The sequence below is a fragment of the Microcystis sp. M079S1 genome (genome assembly GCF_020246425.1).
Classification (GTDB): Bacteria; Cyanobacteriota; Cyanobacteriia; order Cyanobacteriales; family Microcystaceae; genus Microcystis; species Microcystis aeruginosa.
Genome location: NZ_JADBSZ010000089.1, coordinates 12,769 through 36,517 on the forward strand (window position 1 = coordinate 12,769; position 23,749 = coordinate 36,517).

At 44.4% G+C, this 23,749-nt stretch carries 15 protein-coding genes and 2 pseudogenes; 8 read left to right on the top strand and 9 right to left on the bottom strand.

The window, feature by feature from the left end; genetic code table 11:
- Window positions 1–93 precede the first annotated feature (93 nt).
- Together hisC and IM456_RS05590 are read left to right on the top strand one after the other, a co-directional pair.
- A complete protein-coding gene (gene hisC, locus IM456_RS05585; protein WP_149986299.1) occupies window positions 94–1,140 on the top strand; it encodes a histidinol-phosphate transaminase in 1,047 nt (348 codons plus the stop codon).
- A 132-nt stretch (window positions 1,141–1,272) separates the two neighbouring features.
- Window positions 1,273–1,500, top strand: coding sequence for a winged helix-turn-helix domain-containing protein (locus IM456_RS05590; protein ID WP_253881139.1), 228 nt, complete (start codon window positions 1,273–1,275; stop codon window positions 1,498–1,500).
- 610 nt (window positions 1,501–2,110) lie between these two features.
- On the opposite strand, the gene IM456_RS05595 is transcribed toward IM456_RS05590, so the two are convergent.
- The gene (locus IM456_RS05595) at window positions 2,111–3,499 is read right to left on the bottom strand and encodes an SUMF1/EgtB/PvdO family nonheme iron enzyme (RefSeq protein WP_287693147.1); all 1,389 of its coding nucleotides are present in this window, start codon (window positions 3,497–3,499) and stop codon (window positions 2,111–2,113) included.
- Between the two features lie 263 nt (window positions 3,500–3,762).
- On the opposite strand from IM456_RS05595, the gene IM456_RS05600 reads away from it, so the two are divergent.
- From IM456_RS05600 to IM456_RS05615, 4 genes and pseudogenes are all read left to right on the top strand, one after another.
- The gene (locus IM456_RS05600) at window positions 3,763–5,223 is read left to right on the top strand and encodes an efflux RND transporter periplasmic adaptor subunit (protein ID WP_287693148.1); all 1,461 of its coding nucleotides are present in this window, start codon (window positions 3,763–3,765) and stop codon (window positions 5,221–5,223) included.
- A gap of 75 nt (window positions 5,224–5,298) precedes the next feature.
- Window positions 5,299–5,678: pseudogene (locus tag IM456_RS05605) on the top strand (four helix bundle protein).
- Between the two features lie 79 nt (window positions 5,679–5,757).
- Window positions 5,758–8,823, top strand: a complete 3,066-nt coding sequence (locus tag IM456_RS05610; RefSeq protein WP_287693149.1) for an efflux RND transporter permease subunit — start codon at window positions 5,758–5,760, stop codon at window positions 8,821–8,823.
- Window positions 8,824–8,967: 144 nt separating this feature from the next.
- Entirely contained in the window at window positions 8,968–9,960 is a 993-nt protein-coding gene (locus tag IM456_RS05615) for an aldo/keto reductase (RefSeq protein ID WP_287693150.1), read from the top strand.
- Between the two features lie 209 nt (window positions 9,961–10,169).
- Here the strand turns inward: IM456_RS05615 and IM456_RS05620 are convergent, their stop codons facing one another.
- From IM456_RS05620 to IM456_RS05630, 3 genes are read right to left on the bottom strand one after another with little or no spacing between them, the layout of a single operon-like run.
- Window positions 10,170–11,018, bottom strand: a complete 849-nt coding sequence (locus tag IM456_RS05620; protein ID WP_287693151.1) for an ADP-ribosylglycohydrolase family protein — start codon at window positions 11,016–11,018, stop codon at window positions 10,170–10,172.
- Between the two features lie 8 nt (window positions 11,019–11,026).
- Entirely contained in the window at window positions 11,027–11,788 is a 762-nt protein-coding gene (locus tag IM456_RS05625) for a helix-turn-helix domain-containing protein (protein ID WP_287693152.1), read from the bottom strand.
- 26 nt (window positions 11,789–11,814) lie between these two features.
- Entirely contained in the window at window positions 11,815–12,561 is a 747-nt protein-coding gene (locus IM456_RS05630) for a pseudouridine synthase (RefSeq protein WP_079209038.1), read from the bottom strand.
- 503 nt (window positions 12,562–13,064) lie between these two features.
- On the opposite strand from IM456_RS05630, the gene IM456_RS05635 reads away from it, so the two are divergent.
- Window positions 13,065–13,316, top strand: a complete 252-nt coding sequence (locus IM456_RS05635; RefSeq protein WP_002796964.1) for a hypothetical protein — start codon at window positions 13,065–13,067, stop codon at window positions 13,314–13,316.
- Window positions 13,317–13,324: 8 nt separating this feature from the next.
- Window positions 13,325–13,756: a type II toxin-antitoxin system VapC family toxin gene (locus IM456_RS05640; RefSeq protein ID WP_287693153.1), complete on the top strand. Its 432-nt coding sequence runs from the start codon at window positions 13,325–13,327 to the stop codon at window positions 13,754–13,756.
- A gap of 505 nt (window positions 13,757–14,261) precedes the next feature.
- Here IM456_RS05640 and IM456_RS05645 read toward each other — a convergent pair.
- The 5 genes and pseudogenes from IM456_RS05645 to IM456_RS05665 form a co-directional block, all read right to left on the bottom strand.
- On the bottom strand, window positions 14,262–17,954 hold the full coding sequence (locus IM456_RS05645) for an nSTAND1 domain-containing NTPase (protein ID WP_287705211.1): 3,693 nt from the start codon (window positions 17,952–17,954) through the stop codon (window positions 14,262–14,264).
- Window positions 17,955–17,985: 31 nt separating this feature from the next.
- Window positions 17,986–18,390: a Het-E N-terminal domain-containing protein gene (locus IM456_RS05650; protein WP_002794940.1), complete on the bottom strand. Its 405-nt coding sequence runs from the start codon at window positions 18,388–18,390 to the stop codon at window positions 17,986–17,988.
- Window positions 18,391–18,858: 468 nt separating this feature from the next.
- Window positions 18,859–21,645: a cation-translocating P-type ATPase gene (locus IM456_RS05655; RefSeq protein WP_287693163.1), complete on the bottom strand. Its 2,787-nt coding sequence runs from the start codon at window positions 21,643–21,645 to the stop codon at window positions 18,859–18,861.
- Window positions 21,646–21,868: 223 nt separating this feature from the next.
- On the bottom strand, window positions 21,869–22,975 hold the full coding sequence (locus tag IM456_RS05660) for a hybrid sensor histidine kinase/response regulator (protein WP_149986285.1): 1,107 nt from the start codon (window positions 22,973–22,975) through the stop codon (window positions 21,869–21,871).
- Between the two features lie 132 nt (window positions 22,976–23,107).
- Window positions 23,108–23,499 (bottom strand): annotated as a pseudogene (locus IM456_RS05665) (hypothetical protein).
- Between the last annotated feature and the right edge of the window lie 250 nt (window positions 23,500–23,749).

Genomic DNA, 23,749 nt, shown 5'->3' on the forward strand with positions numbered 1-23,749 from the left:
ACCGGTAGGGGTTGACATCTATTCAACCCCCGATCATCGGCGAGGATTTGTTACAATAGAAAGCTTGCTAGAAATTGCCGACCCAGAGAGTCCATGCTACCTACACGCGATTGTGTTCGTCAAACCCCCGCCTACACTCCGGGAGAACAGCCCCAAAGCGCGGGATTTACCAAACTTAACACCAATGAGAATCCCTATCCCCCACCGGCGGAAATTTTTGCCCACCTGCCAGAGCAATTAGAGAAAGTCCGACTCTATCCCGATCCTATCTCCAAAGAGTTACGGCAAACGGCGGCGGAATTATACGGCATAGCAGCCGATCAGATAATCGCGGGTAATGGCTCCGATGATATCCTCAATATCGCCCTGCGAACTTTTGTTAACCCTTGCGAAAGCGTCGCTTTTTTGGATTTAACCTATTCTCTTTACGAGACAATTGCCCGGGTACACGGGGCAAACATTATCAAATTTCCCACTAATGATAAATTTGCATTAGAAGGACCGATTATTTGTCCGGAAGCTAAATTAATTTTTCTGGCTTCCCCTAATCCTCCCCTCGGTAAACATCTTGATCGCGACTATTTAGAAGCAACCTGTGCTAATGCCTCGGGATTGGTATTAATTGATGAAGCTTATGTGGATTTTAGTGATGACAATCATCTCGATTTTCTCTCCCGTTACGATAATGTCATCATTAGTCGCACTATGTCGAAAAGTTATAGTTTAGCGGGGTTAAGAGTCGGTTTCGGTTTTGCTTCCGGGGCCATTATCGAACAGATGGATAAGGTGCGTGATTCCTATAATTTAGATCGCATCGCTCAAACTTTAGCCACAGCAGCTTTAAAACAACATAATTATTTTGAGGAAGTTTGGCAAAAAGTCCGTCTAACACGCGGCCGTTTAATTACTTCTTTACGCGAGTTGGGATTTATTGTTTTTGACTCGGAAGCTAATTTTATCCTCGCTTCTCCCCCCCACATTAGTGCCAGTGAGTTATATCATCAACTCAAAGAGCGTCAGATATTAGTGCGATATTTTAAACATCCTCGCATTCAGAATTATGTGCGGATTTCTATCGGGACCGATGGGGAGATTGATCGCCTTTTATCTGCTATTCAAGAGATTATGGGAACAAATTAATCTCTATTTCCGTCAAGGTCTTATTAGCACTTTAAACCCTAACAACTTCTTGAAAAAAAAGGCTAGATCGATCGGAACAAAGCAGCGACAAACAAGGGTCTAAAGGCCTGTCGTTTCTCCCGATTACTGGCCTTGGCTATCAAGATTATTAGTCCGAAAAAAGGATTAAATACTAGCGCACAAATTTTTGAACTTATGCAAGTTTATCCCCAAGGAATCACGGTTCAAGAATTGAGCAATCGCTTAAATCGTCCCGTTTCTATGCTCAATCTTTGTCTAAAATCTTTGGTCGCTTCTAAAAAAATCGTGGCCAGAAAAAATCATAATCAGTGGGTTTATACTGTTGATCAAAAAGCTTAGTTTGTCTGGATAAGCATACTTAATATCTAGGAAAAGTGTTGATTAAGTCCCCACACAGAATTAATTAGGGTCTGCTGAAAAAGTTTTTCCTAGGGGTAGGGTGTGGGGTGTGGGGTGTGGGGTGTAGGGTTTTACCGATTTTCAGGGGGTCAATTACCTAATTTTCAGGGAAAAAGTGCCTAAATTTCCCCCCCCGATCACCCCAAGGTCTGGCACTTTTTGATGGGAAAAAAGTCTAAAATTCTTATCCAACAAGGTTTTTAGATTTATTCAGCAGACCCTATATATTCCCGCAATACTAACAAAACCTCTTATCAATTCCCATCATAAGCGATCGCAATTCGCACCGACGTATTTTTCCTGAAACCCCCCAAAAAACCCCAAAACCCCGTAGGGGCGCACCGCGTGCGCCCAAATCCCCCCAAAAAACCCAAATCCCCAAAACCCCCCCCAAAACCCGTGATTAACCCGATTATTGCCGGTGGGACAATTATTGCCGGCGGGCGAACGCAGTTCGCCCCTACAAAATCGACCCGCCTAAGGGCGGGAAAGAAAAGAAAAAAGAAAAAATAGGGAATAAGGGTAAAAAGGGAAAAAAAGGGGAAAAGGGTTACAGAGTCCTCCCAGCACCGCACACCACCCGAAAACCGAGGACGTCGTAGTAGCAGTAGTAGCTGTCGCGGCGGTTGTCGTTGTCGCGGGAAGCGGAACGGCAGTCATCCGGATTGACGTACCAAGAACCGCCCCGCAGAGGAGAACGATTATCATCCCCATTTTCTATCCAAGCACTGCCATCCGTCGGCGCACCGTCATAATTATCGTGCCAAGTATCGGCGCACCATTCCCAGACATTGCCGTGCATATCGTACAGTCCGAAGGCATTGGGGGGAAACTGTCCCACGCGAGTCGTTTGTTGTCGATATTCTCCCTTCGCTTCCTCGGCGTAGGTATAGCCAGCATTGTAGTTGGCCAATTCCCCCGTAATGGTTTCCCCAAAGTAGAATGGGGTGGTGGTTCCAGCACGACAAGCGTATTCCCATTCCGCTTCACTCGGTAGTCGATACTCCCGTTTTGTTTCTCTTGATAGTCGTTTACAAAATTCCGTTGCTTGATACCAGTTGACACTTTCTACGGGTAGCTCATCCCCTTTCTCATCCCCTTTGAAGTTAGAAGGGTTTGTCTCTAGGTCGATATCTATTTTAGCGGTTGCGGCGATCGCTTTCCACTGAGCTTGGGTGATGGGATAACGTCCCATGTAGAAAGAGGAAACGGTTACTCGATGTGGAGGTCTTTCCCATCTAAATCGTTCCCAATTAAATTTTTTAACCAGTTTTTCGATTTCCTCGTCTTCTGTTCCCATCAGGAAAGTTCCCCCCGGTATGGCAACCATTTCTAAGGTGATGCCGTCACCCAAATCTTCGCTGAAATATTGGGACTGTTTCGACTCTTTTTTGATTTGCTCACCCTTCGCATTTACTCCCACGATCTCAAAGTTAAATACTGATAACGGTTGTTTTGGCTCTTCTGGAACGATTACGGGTTGTTTTGGCTCTTCTGGTTCAAGCTTGAACTGATAGCCAATTGCTCTTTCTAGTTGCTCAAATCCGTCTTCTTCCCAATAATCAAGCCGGTGAATATCTCGCAGATTCAAGCCAACTTCTGACATTCGCAGATCAGGAATTTCGCATTCTTCTAACCTCATGGGAATAAAAAAAATTGTCCCCGGTAGCATCTCTCCCAAGGTATCAAGTGCAATCCTCAACTCCCGTTGGATGTATCCCTGTTTATTAGCCGATTTCCCTGACAGACAGGCCAGAAAAATCTGACTAGCTTTAATCGCTTTCGGAATTTCATCTCGCCAAATTTGACCCGGAATCAGGTCTTTTTTATCCAACCAAGGTTTATATCCCGCTTGCTTGAGGCGGTTATACAGTGCCAAAACTGCTGGTTTGTCCTCACTGGCATGGGCTAAGAAAATTTGGATCTCTGACTTTTTCATAACTTTTTCTTATGACCACAAGTAGGGGAGAGCCAGATTAACTGGCAGAAAATCTCTAAATAAACCATTTAATTGATTATTACTCATTCTTAATTCTCCTGTCTCGGAGTCTCCTAACTACTGATTCCTCACCAACCAGGACAATTTGGGATTTTTACAGTAAGTCCACTTTCTCACTTTCCCCACCCGCGACCTTTTTCCGTTAGATTATAAATGGATACAAAACTTAACATTTTATCCAGAATCTACCGAGAGGGCAGACCGTGCGGCCAGATACCCTAGAAAATAACCAGCATTCAGCCGATAATTCGCTAGTTCCCGAAATTATCGCACTTAATCCTGAAATTGAGCCAGAGAAACCCGAATACTCGCCAAAACCGACAAAAACCAACTCGTGGCTATCGGGAGGAAAGGGTTTATTTATCGGTGTGGGATTGGGGGTTTTATTGACCCTAGGGGCGACTCGTTTCGCTAATCGACCCCAAACAGCCCAAAACCCCAATACTCAGCCCGTAGCGGCAAAAAATGAGGCACCAGCACAAACAGTAACCACCACTAGGGTAGAATCCACTCCCGTGGCCCGCACCCTGAAAGCGACTGGAAGCGTGGCAGCCGATGAATTAATCCCGATTCTTTCCCAAGCGACGGGACTACAAATCAAAGAAATCTTTGTCGATGAGGGTGATATCGTTAGCCAAGGTCAAATTCTCGCTCGTCTCGATGATACCGTCCTACAAGCGCAATTAACCCAAGCACAGGCAAATGTCGCCCAATCCCTGGCGCGTTTGGCAGAATTGCAAGCGGGGAGCCGTAAAGAGGAGATCGCTGGAGCTAAACAAACTATTCAACGCATAAAAGCCGAAATTAGTCAAGCTCGATCGGATTGGGATTTGGCTAAAAAACGGGTCCAGAGAAACCAAAGTTTAGAAGCGGAAGGAGCGATCGCCCGGGATCGTCTCGATGAAGTCCTCAACGAAGAAAGAAACAAAGCGGCGATCGTACAACAGACCCAATCTCGTTTAGGAGAAGCAGAGCAGCAACTAGCGCAATTGCAAGCGGGCAATCGTCCCGAGGTGATCGCCCAAGCTAAAGCCCAATTAGCGGAGGCTCAAAGCCGTTTAGCCATTGTTAACGCCCAATTAAACGAGACGCGCCTGATTTCCCCGGTCAGTGGCAAAATTGCCGAAAGAAATGGCCGCATCGGGGACACCACCAACGGTCAAAATGCTCTCTTTAAAATCATCGAAAATGGGCGTTTAGAGCTAAGATTGCGGGTTCCTGAGAATCAATTGCCCTTAATCCGCGTCGGAGCGCCCGTTACTATCACTTCCGATGCTAATACCAGTTTAAAATTATCGGGACAGGTGCGGGAAATTAATCCCATCGTCGATGAGGCATCCCGTCAGGCAACGGTTAAAGTCGATTTAACCGACAATACAGGGTTAAAACCGGGGATGTTTTTACGAGGTGCGATCGTGACGAATACTAGCAATAGTTTAACCGTCCCCATGACCGCAGTTTTACCTCAAAAAGATAATCAAGCTCTAGTTTATTTAGTTGAACCTGATAACACCGTTACCGCCAAAACTGTGCAATTAGGTCAAATTATGCCCAATAACCGCGTGGAAATTCTCACCGGTTTACAAGCAGGCGATCGCATTGTGGCCAAAGGGGCAGCCTATCTCGGTGATGGCGACAAAATTACGGCAATCAGCGATCAGTAATCAGTAATCAGTGATCAGTAAACAGTAATCAGTAAACAGTAATCAGTAATCAGTGATCGGTAGCGGGGCAAACGGATGGAGAGTAAAGTTTATGATAAAGCTTATAAATTTGCCATTAGGATTGTTAAAGGCTATAAATATTTGTGTGAGACTAAACAAGAATATGTTTTGTCAAAACAGCTATTAAGGAGTGGCACTTCAATCGGGGCTAACATGCCGAGGCTAATGGAGCTATTTCTCAAGCTGATTTTCGAGCTAAAATGTCAATAGCTTATAAGGAATGTCTAGAAACAAAGTATTGGCTGTCTCTATTGAAAGACACGAATTACATAGAGGAAAGAGCCTTTCAAAGTATCAATGATGATGCGGAGGAAATTGGTAAAATGCTTTGGGCTATTCTAAAAACCTGCCAAGAAAATACCAAAAACCAAAAACTGATAACTGATAACCGGTAACTGAAAACTCACATCTGGTAACTGATAACTTACCCACTGATAACTGATAACTGATAACTGATAACTGATAACTGAAATTATGGCTTTTAATATTTCTAATTGGTCTATCAAAAATCCCATTCCGACGATCCTGATCTCCCTGGTTATGGCCTTAATGGGATACATTGCCTTTCTAGGATTAGGGATCGATCGCTCTCCTAATATTGACATTCCGGCCGTGATTATCACCGTTAATCAACCCGGCGCCGGTCCAGAGGAATTGGAAACCCAAGTCACCAAAAAAGTCGAGGATGCGGTGGCTGCTTTGGGTAATATCGATCAAATTACTTCTACCATCAACGAAGGCAGCAGCACCACCACCGTTAACTTTATCCTTGGCACTAACAGCGATCGCGCTACCAATGATGTGCGTAATGCCATAGCACAAATTCGGCAGGATTTACCCCAAGATACTAATGATCCAATTGTCCAACGTTTAGAATTTGCCGGGGGGGCGGTGATGAACTATACCATCTCCTCCCCGAAAAGATCGATCGCCGAATTAAGTGATCTAGTCGATCGTCAAATCGGCCGCGCTTTAACGGGAGTGCCGGGGGTAGCACGAGTTGATCGCGTTGGGGGAGTCGATCGAGAAGTGCGTGTAGATTTAGATCCCGGTCGTCTGATCGCCTACGGTATCACGGCCACGGCGGTTAATGACCAAATCCGTAGTTTTAATATTAATTTACCCGGAGGGCGATCGGAAATCGGTGGCAGTGAACAAACTGTCCGCACCCTCGGCAGCGCTGAAACGATCGAAGATTTAAGAAATTATCAAATCTCTTTACCTAACGGTGATACCGTCCCCTTAAGCAATTTAGGGACAGTTAGTGATAGTTCCAGCGATCCCCGACAAATGGCCCTCTTAGATGGGCAGCCAGTGGTGGGTTTTTCGATTTTACGGGGGACTGGCAGCACCTTGGTCACGGTAGAAACAGCAGTACGTCAAGAAATCGAGAATTTAAAGAAAAAACTGCCCGAAGATATTAAATTTCAATTAATTTTTACCCGTGCCGACTCAATTCGTGCTAGTTACGAAAGCCTTCTGAGCGATCTCCTGATTGGTTGTATGATGACGGTGATCACGGTGGGTCTATTTTTAGGCAATTGGCGCGCCACGATTATCACGGGTTTGGCCCTGCCTTTGTCGATTTTCCCGACTTTTTGGGTGATGCAGTCCCTAAATTATACTCTTAACGGTATGACCCTACTGGCGTTAGCTTTAGCCTTGGGTAATCTGGTGGATGATGCGGTGTGTATGGTGGAGGACATCGATCAACATTTAGCTATGGGTAAAAAACCCTTGCAAGCGGCCTTTGATGCCTCAAAAGAGATTGGATTAGCCGTTTTAGCCAGTGCTGCGGCAATTATAGCGGTATTCCTGCCGGTTGCTTTTATGGGCGGTGTGCCGGGGCAATTCTTTCAACCTTTCGGCGTTACTGTGGCGGTTTCTACCCTATTTTCCAGTTTGATCGCTGTCACCGTCACCCCGATGTTAAGTGCCTATATTCTACAGCCGAAAAAGCTCAAAACTGGTGATGATAATCCCTCCTCGCGCCCCCGTTTTCGTCCCTACAAAAGTTTGTTAACTTGGTCCCTACGTCATCGAATCCTGACTTTATTGGCGGCTTTGGCCTTTTTTATCGGTAGTTTACAGTTAGTTCCCTTGATTCCGAAAGGATTATTTAGTTCCGGGGATACTGGATTAAGTACAATCAGCCTAGAATTGCCTCCCGGTGCGACTTTGAATGATACTGTTGCCGTGGCTAATCAGGTGAATAGTTTACTGCAAAAAAATCCCGCCGTCGCTAATGTTTTGGCTATTCCGGGAGATTCGGGACGGGTAAATACGGGGTTAATATATGTTAATTTAGTTCCTAAGGAACAGCGATCGCTAACTCAACGGCAATTTGAGGAACAAACCCGCCGGGATTTCCAGAAGATACCTGGTGCTAGAGTTAGTTTTCGGGCGCAGGGGGGAGCAGGAAGCACTAAGGATGTCGCTATTATTTTAAAAAGTGAAAATGGCGATATTTTAACCCAAACTGCCCAAAAATTAGAGCGAGAAATGCGGGCTTTACCCGGTTTTGTCGAGGTCAGTTCTGGGGTAAGTTTAGTTAAACCGGAGATCATTATTCAACCGGATCCTGTCCGGGCTGCCGATCAGGGAGTCTCGGTCAGAGCGATCGCCCGTACTGCGTCTTTAGCTTTAATCGGCGATAATGAGTTTAATTTAGCTAAATTTAACCTTGCTGACCGACAAATTCCCATCCGGGTGAAAATTGCCAACGATGGTCGCAGCGAGATAGAAACTCTGCAAAATTTGCGCGTTCCTAGCAGTAATGGGACGTTAGTCCCGCTTAACTCGGTGGCGACAATTAGCTTAGGTAGTGGACCTGCGGAAATTCAACGCTTTAACCGTCAACGTCAGGTTAATATTGGAGCTAATTTAGAGGGAGTTTCTTTGGGAAGTGCGGTGACACAAATTCGCGCTTTACCAATCATGAAAAACCTACCCCCAGAGGTGACAGAAGAACCCTTTGGTGATGCTCGTATTATGCGCGATATCTTTGCTCGTTTTTTGGGGGCGTTAAGTTTAGCAATTATTTCTATCTATGGGATTCTGGTCTTATTGTATAACAATTTTCTCTATCCCCTAGCGATTTTAACTTCCCTTCCTTTATCGATTGGTGGTACTTTAATCGCTCTTTTAATTACCCAAAAAGAGTTAGGTTTATACGCTTTAATTGGCATAGTTTTACTGATGGGATTAGTCACTAAAAATGCGATTCTGTTAGTAGATTTTGCCCTGAGTGGCATTGAGTCAGGGAAACCGCAATTTAAGGCGATGATTGATTCGGGAGTCTCTCGTTTACGACCAATTATTATGACCTCCGTTTCCACAATTGCCGGGATGTTACCGATTGCTTTAGCTTTGGGTGCAGATGGTGAAATTCGCGCACCGATGGCAATTGCTGTTATTGGGGGTTTTACCACTTCCACCCTGTTAACTTTGGTGGTTGTGCCGGTAATCTTTACTTATATCGATAGTTTTTACTATTGGTTGCGGGGATTATTTGTTAAACAAAAACCCAAGTCGATTTAGTACAGAAAACGGGTTTCTCGGAGAAACCCGTTTTCTACTCATGCAAAAGTCAAAAAGGGGAATAAATAATCAGTCTTTAATAACCAGATTTAGTAGTAAAATATCTCTCTGAAAGCTTGAGAAAAAACCCAGAGAAACTGACCCATGAATCCCTTAACAGTCACAGATAAAACTCTATCTCTTCCCCCCATGGGCTGCGGTACTTGGGCCTGGGGAAATCGTCTTCTCTGGGGTTATGATGAGAGTATGGATAGCCAGTTACAAGCGGTTTTTAATCTCTGCGTCGAGCGGGGTGTCACCCTATTTGATACGGGAGACTCCTACGGCACAGGCAAACTCAACGGACAGAGTGAGAAGCTATTAGGACGCTTTACAGGGGAATATAGCGGTTATAACGCCGATAATATCCGTATTGCCACCAAACTCGCCCCTTATCCTTGGCGTTTAACCCGTCATGCCATGGTGAAAGCTTGTCAAGCTTCGGCAACCAGATTGGGTCGCCCGGTGGATTTAGTGCAAATGCACTGGTCAACAGGCAATTATGCGCCATGGCAGGAGAGTGGATTATTAGACGGATTGGGGGATTGTCTGGAAAAGGGGTTAGTTAAAGGAGTCGGTTTATCCAATTTTGGACCGAAAAGATTGAAGTCTGCCTATCAAAAGTTTGCCAGTCGCGGCATTCCTATTACCAGCTTACAGGTACAGTATTCTCTCCTTTCTACCTATCCTCTCACTGACTTAGGATTAAAGGAACTATGTGATCAATTGGGCATTAAAATTATTGCCTATAGTCCCTTAGCTTTGGGGTTATTAACGGGGAAATATCGAGATAATAAAAACTTACCTCCAGGATTACGTCGCTTCCTTTTTAGTCAATTAATTCCCGCTATTTCGCCTCTGATAAGTTGTCTAGAAGTTATCGCCCAAGCTAAAAATAAAACCATTAGCCAAGTTGCTTTAAATTGGTGTATCTGTAAGGGAACAATTCCTATCCCCGGAGCTAAAAATGTTCGGCAAGCTGAGGATAATTTAGGGGCTTTAGGATGGAGTTTAGACAGTGGGGAAATAGCAGAATTAGATAAAATTGCCGCGGGTTTGGATAAAAAAATGGTACAAAATATCTTTCAAACTAAGTAGGGTTTGCTGAATAAATCTAAAAACCTTGCTGGATAAGACTTTTAGACTTCTTTGACCTCAAAAAGTGCCGACCTTTGGAGTGATTGGGGGAAAATTCAGGGACTTTTTCCCTGAAAATTAGGTAATTGACCAGGTGAAAATGGGTAAAACCCCACACCCCACACCCCACACCCCACACCCCACACCAGGAAAAACTTTTTCAGCAAACCCTACTTATCTTGAGAGACCAATTTTAAGCTAGGACGGGGCTGGATTGTTCCCCCGTAAGCGACGGCAGTATAAGGAGATAGGACAAGATGAGAAGATATGCCCAGGGAAATTCGATAGATTTCCCCAGCTTTATCGATTAATTGCTGTTTAACTGGCTCTTTCGGCAAATTTTGCCGCCAAGCTAGGGGAATCCCCTCGATACCGTTGTACAATCCCGCCCAAATTCCCGCTAAAGTGGTGGTTAATTGCCGTTGATAGGGACTAGAATTAGCGCGACGCACGCTAACGGCGAAATCCTCGTTCGTTTGCAGAAAGGTATAGAGAGAAGCTGCAATCGCAATTCCTAAAGGGGAGCTATCTTTCGCCCAAGCCGATAAAATGGACTCTAAGGGATGATTTTGCCCTAAAGCTGACTGAATCTGCTCTAATAGCTTATTCTTGGGGTTAATAGTTAGCAATTGCCCTATTAACTGATTTAAAGGCCTTTTTCCCCGTAATAACAGACCTACAGCCTCTCCCCAAATTATCGCTTCTTGTCGGGTTAACTCGGAAATTAAGCCCTTTTTCAGCCAAAAATTTAATCTAGCTTGCCAACGTTCCCCATGGTCGGGCCAGGTTAAAATCTCCGGCAACAGCACAAATAATAACGCCGATTCCGACTGCTGCTTGGCTGCGATCGCAAGGGGAAAATCCTCCTGAGATTGCAGAGCTTGCAAAAGCAGGATCGTCCTCGGTGTCGCCTCATAGTTAAAGGCTGGTATTAGGGGCTGATTATGCAAGGATTCCCCAATATATGCCCCGATTAACCCTCCCTGAAGGCGATCGAGGGGTGAAAAAACCTTTTGCATAAATTAGCTCAATTTGCCCGGTAGGTGACTTCCTCGACCTTGCCCGGTTGCCCCAGTTGTTTAGCATGGGCATTATTAACGGCAACGTAAACCCCGCCGGCATTACCCGCCCTCACGGTTAATTCTCGGTTTGCTTGCCAAGTGCGATGGCTTCCTTGGGGCAGTACACCCTCAAATTCTGTCTTGCCATCCACCACCACCCGCAGCCAGCAGTCATCCTCCAGTTTTACCCCCACCACCAGCTGCTGATTATTGCTGGTTTTGTTGGCTACCGGTTGAAGGGGATTGCTTTTCGGTTGGACAATTTGCTGTTGTGGCAAGGAAGGCGGCGGTAGGCGATTCGATTGCAGTACCGATTTTTGCAGGACGTGGGATAGGGTTTGTACGGAACCAATAACTAAGATTAAATAGAGAAAATAGAGATGAATCGGGCGAATTTGAAGACTCGGCAGCGATAAAGACGGTTTTGTTCCCCTAAAAAAGTTATTGACCTTGGTGGGAAAACGTCGGCTAATCGTCTCACCATCCAGGGACAGACTATCAGCAAATTGTTTGATTAACCAACGAATATAAATCGGTTCGGGCAATGACTCCAAATCCCCCGCTTCCAGCGCTTCTAGGCGATGGCGCGGGATTAGGGTTTTCTGGGCAATGTCCTCGAGAGAAAGGGACTGTTCTAGGCGATTTTTTTGCAAATAAACGCCGATTTCCAGTAATTTGGTGCGCTGTTTATGCTGGGGATCAAGTTGTGATTGGAGAAGGCGAAACATATCGCTATTAGGGGCTGACTTTCAGCTTAGTTAATCTGGTTCTTTAAATATTTCAGTTCATCAAGGGTTAAAAAACGGTAATGACCCAAGGGTAAGGGGGAATTATTACCGGAGTTTAGTTGAATACGACCGATGGCACTGCGATGAAGTTTCAGGACGTGATAACCTAATTCTTCGGCTACAGAGCGAATCTGCCGATTTCTTCCCTCCACTAAAATAACTTCTAGTAGGGTTTTTTGGTCGGTTTGCTTGAGTATCTCAACCTGTGCGGGTAAGGTTTTTTTTCCCTCTAAGAGGATACCTTCTCGCCAACGCTGGAGAGCAAGTCTATCAATCGCGCCATCTAGCCAAACCCGATAGGTTTTGGGCAAATGATAACGGGGATGGGTGAGGGTGAGGGTCAGTTGACCGTCGTTGGTGAGGAGTAAAGCCCCAGTGGTGTTGATGTCCAACCTGCCTACGGGATGTAACCCCGTCTCGCTGGCGAGGGAGTCGGGCAAAAGGTCAATTACCGTCGGCCGGTTTTGTGGATCCCTACAGGTAGAAACCACACCAATGGGTTTGTTGACCAGTATATACAATCTTTTGGGACGATTGGCCGGTTCAATTTTTTTTCCGTCTATTTCTAGGTGATCTTTTTCGGGGTCGGCTTTTTCTCCTAACTGCACGATTTTGCCATTCCGTCTCACCCGGCCGGCTACGATCATCTCCTCCGCCCTTCTTCGGGAGGCAATTCCCCACTGGGCAAGGATTTTCTGGACTCTCTCCGCCATTTTTTTTTAGTTTTTAACCCTTTCTCTCTCCTATTATAGGCATCCTAAAAGGGTTTTTTCGCCCAAATAGTGAAGAAAAACCGAATATCTCCGGCAGCCTCTTTGATTTTTTTTCTTTGAAAACTTCTCAAAAAAAAGAGGAGTAATCCCTTGACTTGGGCGGCGGCTTCGGTTATACTTTTCTTATAATGGGAATCAGTGCATTTTTCGGTGGACTCCACCACTCCATTATATATAAAGTCTTATAAAAATATTATGGCAAAAAGCCGTGAAAAAAGCAAGCAAAATTTTGCCGACAATTGTTAAAAAAGTCGGGCTAATTTTTTTTACGGGGGGATATGACTTTAAACGGGTTATTTCTCGGTTATCCAAACGGTAAACTTTGATTGATGATGAATTGGGGACGTAAATGACGGAGTTTGCCTCTCTTTGTTATAATTCAAAGACTAGGCTATAATAACTCTTCATAAACACCGATAATTTTAGTCAAAGATGTAAAAAAAATGAATATTCAACTCGTGGAATCTCTAGTTAAGGCAATTAAATCCTTGTCCCTAGAAGAACAAGAATTGTTAGGAAAAAAACTCAAAGATCACCCCTCTTGGGAAATTGCATTAGAACGAATTGACGCAACTCGAAAAGCCATTTATGAACGTCGTCAGGGAAAACCATTTAAAACCGATGTTACTGAAATTATTCATCAAATGAGAGAAGAAAGAGATCGGCAATTGATGGAAGAAATTGTGAGTGAATAGATAAAATAATGACTAATACATTTATCTGTGTTGATTCTAGTTTTATAGTTCGTTTAACAACGGTTGAACCTTCTGTAACAATGTACAGTCAACTCTGGCAAAAATGGATGACCGAGGAAAATTTAGTGATTGCACCAACTTTATTATGTTACGAAGTCACTAACGTATTTTATCGTCTGAAAAAAGCTGGTCAAATTTTGGAGACGGAAGCGCAAACCCTCCTTACAGAAGTCTTAGATTTACCCATTCAGTTTCATGGAGATCATTACCTCCATTACCAAGCAATAGAAATTTCGCAAACCTTGAATCTTCCTGCTACTTATGATGCCCATTATCTAGTATTAGCTCAACGATTTCAAGCAAATTTATACCCTAGCGATAAACGCTTATTTAACAGCGTTAAATCTTCTCTAAGTTGGGTTCATTTGGTTGAAGTGTAGATTTTTATTTCTCTCTCAATAGCTTTAGTTTTATTTAACCTGACTAGGCAGTATGCTTAGAAAAGCACAAAAGTCGAGCTAGTTTTGCTTACGGGGGGATATGACTTTAAACGGGTTATTTCTCGGTTATCCAAGCGGTTGAGAGAAGAAAGAGATCGGCAATTGATGGAAGAAATTGTGATAGAGAAAATCATGACTAATACATTTATCTGTGTTGATTTTAGTTTTATAAATTCTTGTAGGGTGCGTGTTTGCGGCGATAATCTCTGAGAAAAAACCAATTAATAATCCGCACCCCACGCACCAACTTAATTATTAAATGGGTGCGTTACGCTTTGGCTAACGCACCCTACGATTGATGTTTCTGTTTGTGGCTAAGTTGACAAAAGTTGCTCAAAATATAGCCTTAGCAAGATAAATCGGCCTATTCCTAGTTAACCTGAGTTGAGGATAAGCCGAAACCCTAATTTTACCCTAGCTGGTTAGCTCTATTCTTTCGTGAAAGTCATGACCAAATCTTCTTAGTCCGATAATTTTTTGTACCAATCCCATCACACAAACCCCTATCCTCCTCCCTAACATCAGAATTAGGATTGTGCAAATAAACCCGCACCCAATCGCAACTACGCCCCATTAAAGCATCTAAATTCAATAAATTCGAGTCTGTTTCTACCTTCCAGAGTTTGATAGTGTTGTCCCAACTACCGCTCACCAAAGTCTTGCCGTTGGGACTAAAATTAACGCTTCTGACACGGCTATTATGCCCATGGAGGGTACGGATTTCTTGGCGTTTTTCTACATTCCAGAGTTTGATAGTTTTGTCATCACTACCGCTCACCAAAGTCTTGCCGTTAGGACTAAAATTAACGCTTCTGACAGGACCATCATGCCCCTTGAAGGTGTGGATTTCTTGGCGTTTTTCTACATCCCAGAGTTTGATAGTCTTATCATAACTACCGCTCACCAAAGTCTCGCCGTTGGGACTAAAATTAACGCTTCTGACACGGTCATGATGCCCCTCGAAGGTGTGGATTTCTTCGCCTGTCTCTACATTCCAGAGTGTGATAGTCTTGTTATCACTACCGCTCACCAAAGTCTTGCCGTCGGGACTAAAATTAACGCTTCTGACACGGCCATCATGCCCCTGGAAGCCATGGAAGGTGGGGATTTCCTTGCCTGTTTTTACATTCCAGAGTTTGATAGTACCGTCCCAACTACCGCTCACCAAAGTCTCGCCGTTGGGACTAAAATTAACGCTTCTGACAAGGCCACCATGCCCCTTGAGGGTGTGGATTTTTTTGCCTGTTTTTACATCCCAGAGTATGATAGTCTTGTCATCACTACCGCTCACCAAAGTCTTGCCGTCGCGACTAAAATTAACGCTTCTGACAGGGTAATCATGCCCATGGAGGGTGCGGATTTCTTCGCCTGTTTTTACATCCCAGAGCTTGATAGTCCCGTCATCACTACCGCTCACCAAAGTCTTGCCCTCGTCAGGATTAAACTCAACGCTATTGACAAGGTCATCATGCCCCTTGAGGGTTTGGACTATTTCTACATTCCAGAGTTTGATAGTCCCGTCATCACTACCGCTCACCAAAGTCTTGCCCTCGTCAGGACTAAAATTAACGCTCCAGACAGGGCCTTCATGCCCCTTGAGGGTGAGGATTTCTTGGCCTGTTGACTCATTCCAGAGTTTGATGGTGTTGTCCCAACTACCGCTCACCAAAGTCTTGCCGTCGCGACTAAAATTAACGCTTCTGACACGGCTATTATGCCCCTTGAGGGTGCGGATTTCTTGGGGTTTTTCTACATTCCAGAGTTTGATAGTCTTGTCACCACTACCGCTCACCAAAGTCTTACCGTCGTGACTAAAATTAACGCTATAGACAGGGCCACCATGCCCCTTGAGGGTACGGATTTCTTGGCCTGTTTCTACATTCCAGAGTTTGATAGTCTTGTCACCACTACCGCTCACCAAAGTCTTGCCGTTGCGACTAAAATTAACGCTATAGACAGGGCCTTCATGCACCTTGAGGGTGCGGATTTCTTGGGGTTTTTCTACATCCCAGAGTTTGATAGTTTTGTCATCACTACCGCTCACCAAAGTCTTGCCGTCACGACTAAAATTAACGCTATAGACAGTGCCACCATGCCCCTTGAGGGTACGGATTTCTTGGCCTGTTTCTACATTCCAGAGTTTGATAGTTTTGTCATCACTACCGCTCACCAAAGTCTTGCCGTCACGACTAAAATTAACGCTATAGACAGGGCCACCATGCCCCTTGAGGGTACGGATTTCTTGGCCTGTTTCTACATTCCAGAGTTTGATAGTTTTGTCATCACTACCGCTCACCAAAGTCTTGCCGTCACGACTAAAATTAACGCTATGGACATAGCTACCATGCCCTTCTAAGCGATTGCGTTCACTTTTCCGGTTGAGAAGTTCCTGTAAGGCATTCATCACCTCCTTGTCGGATGCCTGCTGCTTTTGTAGAGTTTTTCCTGCCTTAATTGCTTCAACGAAAGCATCTAATTCTTTTCCTCTATCAAACAAAGACAAGGAAGAAAACCCGCGAGCATTTGCCAGATTGAGTTCCGCTTGTTGTGTTTGTTTCCAAGCCATCAAACCCAATCCCGTACTAACCACCACCGCCACCAAGGAACCCGCCGCAATCCCCCAAGCGGTTCTAATTTCGCGCCGCCTGCGGGCTGCTTCGGCTTGTTTTATCCGTTCTCGCTCTTGGAGACTCTGCCTGATAAAATCCTGTTCACTTTGGCTGATATCTTCTGGGCGTTGCTTCAATTGTTCTTCCGCCTCCGCCAACGCCGCCCCGCGCAACCATGAGCCTTCATCCCCCTGCGTCTTTTGCCATTGCCCCATCGCCCCCCGCAAACGCTCCTGCCAAGCGCGAAAAACCCGGTCTGTGTCCATCCAGCCCCGCAATTCCCCCCAATTGCGAATCAGTGCTTCATGCACCACTTCCACCGTCTCCACCTGTGCCTCTTCACTGCGACTGGTGACAACTAAACGCGCATCCGCCAATTGTTTCACCAGCGCCCAATTTACCGCCCCCAATTCCGCTTTTGTCGCCAGCCGCCGCGTATCTTCTGTGCCTTCCCCTGGGCGTACCAATTGGATGAAAATGCGCCGCACCTCTTTCCGTTGCGCCTCACTCAGCTTGTCATATTCTTCATTGGCATGGCGGGCCAAAGCACCCTGCACTTGGCCAATTTCTGTATATGCCAGATGGGTTAACTGTTGGCCCTGTCGCCGCTGCCACAATTCCGTTAAGGCAAACTCTAGTAATGGCAAATCCCCCGGCTCACTCTCCACATCATTGAGGATGCGCTCCACCAGTCCCGCTTCAAATGTCACCCCCAATTTTTGCGCCGGTTTTTCAATAACTTCTGTGAGTTCTTCTCGGTTCATCGGCCCCAATTTCAAGTCGGTATTTTGCAAGACATCAGCAAAGGGACGATAGGAAAGAGCATTCCCCAAGAAATCCGCCCGCATCGTTAATACCAACACCATTCCTACCCTTTCAAAAGGGGATGTAGTTAATTTATCGAGAAAATTACGACGGATTGTTTCATCAGGACAGAGGGTATAAAGTTCCTCAAATTGGTCGGCAATTACCAGCACCCGTTCACTGGGATAATTCTGTTGGATTTGGGCAACAACGTCAGCTAAAGAAATATCGCCATCACGCAAATAATTGGCTAACTGACGCGCTTGGGCGAGGCGTTCTGTCTCATTTAAATTAGTTGTATAAAGGGGAACTAATGCTAAAGCTAGGGCATGAAAAGGGTCAGAACCAGGACGAAAATGGGTAAACTGCCAGTGACTTTCTTGTTGCAATTTTGGGACTAATCCCGCAAAAACCACCGAGGATTTACCACTTCCCGACGCACCTAATAGGGGGATAAAATTACGGGTTTGGGTTGCCTGAAATAGGGTTTTAATAAAGCTTTTGCGCCCAAAAAAGTATTCTGCATCTCCTGGCCCAAAATGAAACAAGCCACGATAGGGACAGGGCAGTTTATCATCGGCAACATCGGCAGAATCAGCAGGGGCTATTCTTGCTTCTTCTCGATAATAGTAATTGGTAATCGTGATGGTTGCATTGCCAGTCCCAGAGGTAGCAGCATATTGAGCTTCTGTAATATTTTGTTGAATTTCGCTTGGTTCTGACATATCAACCATCCTGATTAATTAAAATACAGTCTCAGTCATCCTTAGATGTGCCATGCTCGGTGATGCCGCTAATACTAGCATTACCCGTGCCAGAGGTAGCAGCATATTTAACATTACTGATATTTTGGGTGATAATTTGTTGTCCACCGGGTTGTTCTTGGAGCTTGTCTAGTAAATCTTGGGCTAATTTAGTGATTTCATTATCTTTATCAACCCCGGCTTCGACAATTTTATCTTTTAACAAACCTTCAGCTTTCTTGATATCCTCTGGTTTTGCCTCTACCATTGCCTGTGCTAAAGCATCATTAGTAAACTTACGCTTAATCAAGGTTTTCAAACCTTGATATGTATCTTTAACGCCTTTTTCCGCCGTATCTTTAGCCGCAGCAACCGCACCGGCAGTCAAGGCGGCGACAATCAGAGAAACTGGTTCCATTGTTTGATACTCCCAATAAAATATTGCTGATTCAATCTTAGATCAAAACAATTTTTAATAGTAAGCCAAATCGCAATCAGCTAGAGAACTGGAATTTCACGGCCAAGGCACTAAACCTTAAAATTATTACTATGTAGGATTTGCTGAATAAATGTGAAATGTAGGCAAGGTAGGGGCTTTCTGGCTTTTCTCTGGAAACAGGTGCAAGATTTTGAGAGAATCGTGCTTCAAAACCTTGCGTCTTCATCGGCCCGCGTCCTGTAGGGGCGAAGCATTCGGGCAATAACCTATCGATGAAACCGTAGATTTTCTATCCGAATGCTTCGCCCGTACTTTTTGCCGCAAACCCTATATAAGAATCGTAGCTAAAAAAGCCAAACTACGGTTTTCCCTGTGGATGGGGTTTATCAGTTATGGGATTTGAGTTTTCAATTCACTGTTTACTGAACAATGAAAAAAGCCCCCTGATTATCGCCGATGATACCAACGAGTAAATAATTTTTCTAACTCCACCCAAACGAATAACAAGGTACTAAATCCCAAACAGATTAATAATTCTTCTTTAGTTAAAAATTGAGTACCGAAAAAATCCCGCAGAGCAGGAACATAGATTAACATCAGTTGAAAAATTGTCGTCAGGGTTACTGCTACCCAGAGATAGGGATTAGTCAAAGGATTCATTTCTATGGTAAGATGATCGCTCGATCGCACGGAAATGGCATGACCCATTTGAGCTAAACAGAGAGTAGTAAAAACCATAGTTTTCCATGAACCGGTATTACCAAAAAGCGGATCCAAGCGCACAGCGATTAACATTTGAGTGATATTAATAATCGAAAAAATAATCCCAATTCTCACAATATAACTACCCAAACCGCGAGCAAAAATACTTTCTTGGGGACTAAAAGGAGGGCGACGCATAATATTAGGAGAAGCGGGTTCCACTGCCAAAGCTAACGCGGGTAAACCATCAGTAACTAAATTCATCCAGAGAATTTGTAGGGGAGTGAGAGGAGTAGCTAAACCCAAAAGAGGCGAAGCAGCGATAGTAATCACTTCCCCGATATTACTGCCGAGAATATATTTAATAAAACTGCGAATATTGTTATAAACCACTCGCCCTTCTTCCGTGGCAGCGACGATAGTGGCAAAATTATCATCGAGGAGAATCATATCACTAGCCTCTTTGGTGACATCGGTGCCGGCGATTCCCATGGCAATGCCGATATCTGCTTGTTTCAGGGCCGGAGCATCATTCACCCCATCTCCGGTCATAGCAACAAATTTACCCTTTTTTTGCAAGGCGCGGACAATAGTTAATTTATGTTCGGGGGAGACACGGGCATAGATGTTAGTTTTGTCAATGATGTTTTCTAGCTGAATTGGTGATAATTTATCTAATTCTCGCCCTGAGATGACTAAAGCTCCTGCTTGGGCAATACCAAGACTTTTAGCCACCGCTAGAGCGGTTAATTGATGATCGCCGGTGATCATGATTGGACGGATTCCCGCTTCTCGACACCTAGCCACGGCGATTTGTACCTCCGGTCGCGCTGCGTCGATCATACCGACCATTCCTAACCAAATTAGGGCATCTTCGCTGATTTCAGTTGATTCTGGTGGATAAATCAGGTTTTTATACGCTAATCCTAAGACTCGCAAACCCCTGTTAGCCATAGCATTGTTAGCGACTAAGACTTTTTCTTTTTCCCCATCCCCAAAAGGAAGACTTTCTAATCCCGATTGATAGGAGAGACACTGTTCAAGGATTAATTCCGGGGAACCTTTGGTAAATAGTACGGGATTGACTCCTTGACAAATGACCGACATTCGCTTTCTTTGAGAAGAAAAGGGGATTTCAGCGATTCTAGGGAACTCTTGCTTGGTTAGGGATAAATTTAAGCCCGCTTTCGCCCCTAAAACTAATAAGGCTCCTTCCGTGGGATCGCCTAAAATGCTATCGTGACCGTTATCGAGGTCTAAACTGGCATCGTTGCAGAGGATACTGGCAATTAAAAGATGATGTAATTCTAGATCGGTTTTGGGATCGATCGCCCGTTGCTCGGAGTCTAAAAATTGTCCTTTTGGGCTATATCCTTCCCCTGTCACCGAAAAATTGCGATTAATTGTCTCTATCTCCCGCACGGTCATTTTATTTTCCGTTAGCGTCCCAGTTTTGTCGGAACAGATCACATTAACGGAACCAAGGGTTTCTACTGCCGGCAGTTTGCGAATCAAGGCCTGACGTTTGACCATGCGTTGGGTACCTAGGGCGAGAGTTAGGGTGATAACTGCGGGTAATCCTTCGGGAACGACGGCTACTGCCATACTAAGGGAAACTTCCACTAATTCCTCTAGGGCCGACCAACCGGCATTGATCAGGCCGATGGTAATAGTTAGGGCCACTAGAATGAGAGAACCAGCAACAAGGACATTACCCAAGTGAGTCATTCTTTTTTGGAGAGGAGTGGGTTCATTGCCGACTGTTGCTAACATTTGAGCGATTTTGCCTAATTCCGTGGTCATCCCCGTATTGGTAACGATGACCTTGGACCGGCCTTGCAGTACCTCTGTTCCGGTAAAGACAAAATTTAAGCGATCGCCAAGGGGAGTATCCCTGTCTAAGGGGTCAATGGAGGCGGATTTATTAACACTATTTGCCTCTCCTGTCAAGGCCGATTCGCGAATTTGCAGGTTAAAAGCTTCGATAATTTGGCCGTCGGCGCTGATTTGGGTTCCCGCTTCAATCAGCATGATGTCCCCGGGGACGAGATTAACCGCGTCTATTTCTGTGCGTTGGCCCTCGCGGATAACATTAACTTGGGGAGAGGAAAGTTTTTTTAAAGCGGCCAGAGCTTTTTCGGCGCGACTTTCTTGCAGATAGCCGAGGATACCATTGAGGATGACAATTGTTAAAATAGCGATCGTATCTTTGAAGGGAACACCAATTTTAGCCAGATGACCGCGCTGTAATGCCAGTAAATCTAGTCCTCCGGAAATTATGGCCACGGCAATTAAGAGGAGGAGCATAATATTGGTAAACTGATCTAGGAGAATTTGCCAATTACTGCGCCCTGGACGTTCTTGTAGTTCATTTTTGCCATAATATTTAATTCTTTCGGCGATTTGCTCCCTATTGAGGCCATTAACAGCCGAACTACCGAGGATAGATAGGGTGGTTTCCACCGGATAGGTATGCCAAGGTTGTTGCAAGTTAAGGCTAGAATGGGCAGAATAGTCGGCATTAGCGGCCATGGCAAGTGAAGATAGTTGATCTAAATAGATCTTAGCCCTTTCTTTCCCCGGTAACAGGAAAAAACAAATGCTCAAACTGGCTCTTCCTGCTCATAGACAGTCTTAACGAGTAATGTAGATAAGTAGCTGGTTATAATTAAATTGAAGATAGATCCCCCCTTAATCCCCCCTTGATAAGGGGGGTGTCTGAAAGTTTTTAACATCTACCTACTTAGTCAACAGCTTAGTAGGGCAAAGTAAACCAAAATTGTGAACCTTTTTCGTCATTATTCATAATGCCAATTTCGCCTCCGTGAGCATGGATAATTTGACGACATAGATATAAACCTAGTCCTAAACTAATCTGATTGTTATTATTGCCTCGTTGATAGCGATCGAATAATTGTTTTCTCTGGGTTTCGCTAATTCCCACCCCATTATCGGCAATAGTACACCGGAGATAATTGCCCTCTAGTCTAGCGGATAAAGTGATAATTATCCCTTGGGGATTGTGTTTAAGGGCATTGGCTAATAAATTCTCAAAAACTCGCCAGAGATGGTGAGCATCGGCATTAACTAAGGGTAAATCGGGGGAAAAATTATTAATTAAAGTTGCTTGATTTTCCTTTAATCTTAACTCCCATTCCTGACCGATTTGTTGACCGATTTCGTAGAGAGATAAAGGCTTTAGTTCTAGGGAAACTCCCCAAAGATCATTTTGTCGGGTTTCGACGAGAGAATCAATTAAAGTTAATTGTCGCTCGCAACTGTTGGCCATCTGTTGTAAAATCTTCAGGGATACTTCTTTAGTTTCTCCCTGAGAATTTTTAATTAAATTATTTAAGATCATTGACATCCCGATCACGGGATTGCGGAGATCGTGAGAGACAGCATGAAGATAAATTTCTAAAGTTTCTTCAGTTTTTTGACGTTCTTTAATTTCGTTTTGTAGTTGTTTTTTTTGACGGCAAATAGTTAATTGATTTTCAATGCGGGCCATCACTTCTTCCCCTTGAAAAGGTTTAGAAATATAATCGACACCTCCCACTTGAAAAGCTTTGACTTTATCTAAGACATCATCAAGAGCGCTGATAAAAATCACGGGAATTTCTCTGGTTTTTTCATCAGCTTTTAACTGTTCACAAACTTGATAACCATTGAGATCGGGCATATTAATATCGAGGAGGATCAGATCGGGAATTAGCGATCGCACTGTATTCAGGGCCATCTGTCCATTAATCGCTTTGCGTACCTGATATCCCTTCTCGGTGAGCATAATCGACAATAGCCGCACATTATTGGGCAAATCATCGACAATTAAGACACTAGGGCGCGGTGTGGGTTGAGTCATGCCGGTTATTTTATAACTCAAACTATTTAGTAAAAGTGTATAAAAAAACAGGGGCTTGCCGAAAAAGTTTTTCCTGGGGGCAGCGTGTCGGGTGGTACAAGCGAGAAAGTCTCGTTACTCTACAGCGATCGCCTAGGGATTGTTGCCCATAAAAAAAGCACGGAACCCCACAGCAATCAAGGAACCACTCAAGAGAGTTATTAATGTCCAAATTTGGTTACTTTGGGTTCCTTCCACCTTGATCAGTCGATTATCCATACTATCGACTTTCTCTGTTAAAGTTGCTAGTCCTATCTTGACATCGGTGACATTTTTCTGTAAGGTTTCTAGCTTTTGCTCGAAACCTTTTTCGAGATTATCTAGCTTTTGGTCAAAACTTTTTTCGAGATTGTCTAGCTTTTGGTCAACATCTTTCTGGAAAGGGTCTAGCTTTCGATCAACACTTTTAATACCATCTTTAATCTTTAATCTTTAATTTCCTTGAGGACAGATTCGAGGGAATAGGCAAGGGTTTCTGCTGTCATTGCGGTTAACTCCTATCAGTCGAGAGATAATTTAATTAGGGTTTGCTGAATAAATCTAAAAACCTTGTTGGATAAGGCTTTTAGACTTTTTTGACCTCAAAAAGTGCCGACCATTGGAGGGATCGGGGGTAAAATTCAGGTACTTTTTCCCTGAAAATTAGGTAATTGACCCCCTCAAAATCGGTAAAACCCCACACCCTACACCCTACACCCCACACCCTGCCCCCACCAACAAACTTTTTCAGCAGAC

Excerpts from the sequence above, each read along its gene's own strand:
- hisC (WP_149986299.1), top strand. The coding sequence starts at position 94 with ATGCTACCTACACGCGATTGTGTTCGTCAAACCCCCGCCTACACTCCG.
- IM456_RS05595 (WP_287693147.1), bottom strand. The coding sequence starts at position 3,499 with ATGAAAAAGTCAGAGATCCAAATTTTCTTAGCCCATGCCAGTGAGGAC.
- IM456_RS05610 (WP_287693149.1), top strand. The coding sequence starts at position 5,758 with ATGGCTTTTAATATTTCTAATTGGTCTATCAAAAATCCCATTCCGACG.
- IM456_RS05615 (WP_287693150.1), top strand. The coding sequence starts at position 8,968 with ATGAATCCCTTAACAGTCACAGATAAAACTCTATCTCTTCCCCCCATG.
- IM456_RS05620 (WP_287693151.1), bottom strand. The coding sequence starts at position 11,018 with ATGCAAAAGGTTTTTTCACCCCTCGATCGCCTTCAGGGAGGGTTAATC.
- IM456_RS05625 (WP_287693152.1), bottom strand. The coding sequence starts at position 11,788 with ATGTTTCGCCTTCTCCAATCACAACTTGATCCCCAGCATAAACAGCGC.
- IM456_RS05630 (WP_079209038.1), bottom strand. The coding sequence starts at position 12,561 with ATGGCGGAGAGAGTCCAGAAAATCCTTGCCCAGTGGGGAATTGCCTCC.
- IM456_RS05635 (WP_002796964.1), top strand. The coding sequence starts at position 13,065 with ATGAATATTCAACTCGTGGAATCTCTAGTTAAGGCAATTAAATCCTTG.
- IM456_RS05640 (WP_287693153.1), top strand. The coding sequence starts at position 13,325 with ATGACTAATACATTTATCTGTGTTGATTCTAGTTTTATAGTTCGTTTA.
- IM456_RS05645 (WP_287705211.1), bottom strand. The coding sequence starts at position 17,954 with ATGTCAGAACCAAGCGAAATTCAACAAAATATTACAGAAGCTCAATAT.
- IM456_RS05650 (WP_002794940.1), bottom strand. The coding sequence starts at position 18,390 with ATGGAACCAGTTTCTCTGATTGTCGCCGCCTTGACTGCCGGTGCGGTT.
- IM456_RS05655 (WP_287693163.1), bottom strand. The coding sequence starts at position 21,645 with ATGGCCGCTAATGCCGACTATTCTGCCCATTCTAGCCTTAACTTGCAA.
- IM456_RS05660 (WP_149986285.1), bottom strand. The coding sequence starts at position 22,975 with ATGACTCAACCCACACCGCGCCCTAGTGTCTTAATTGTCGATGATTTG.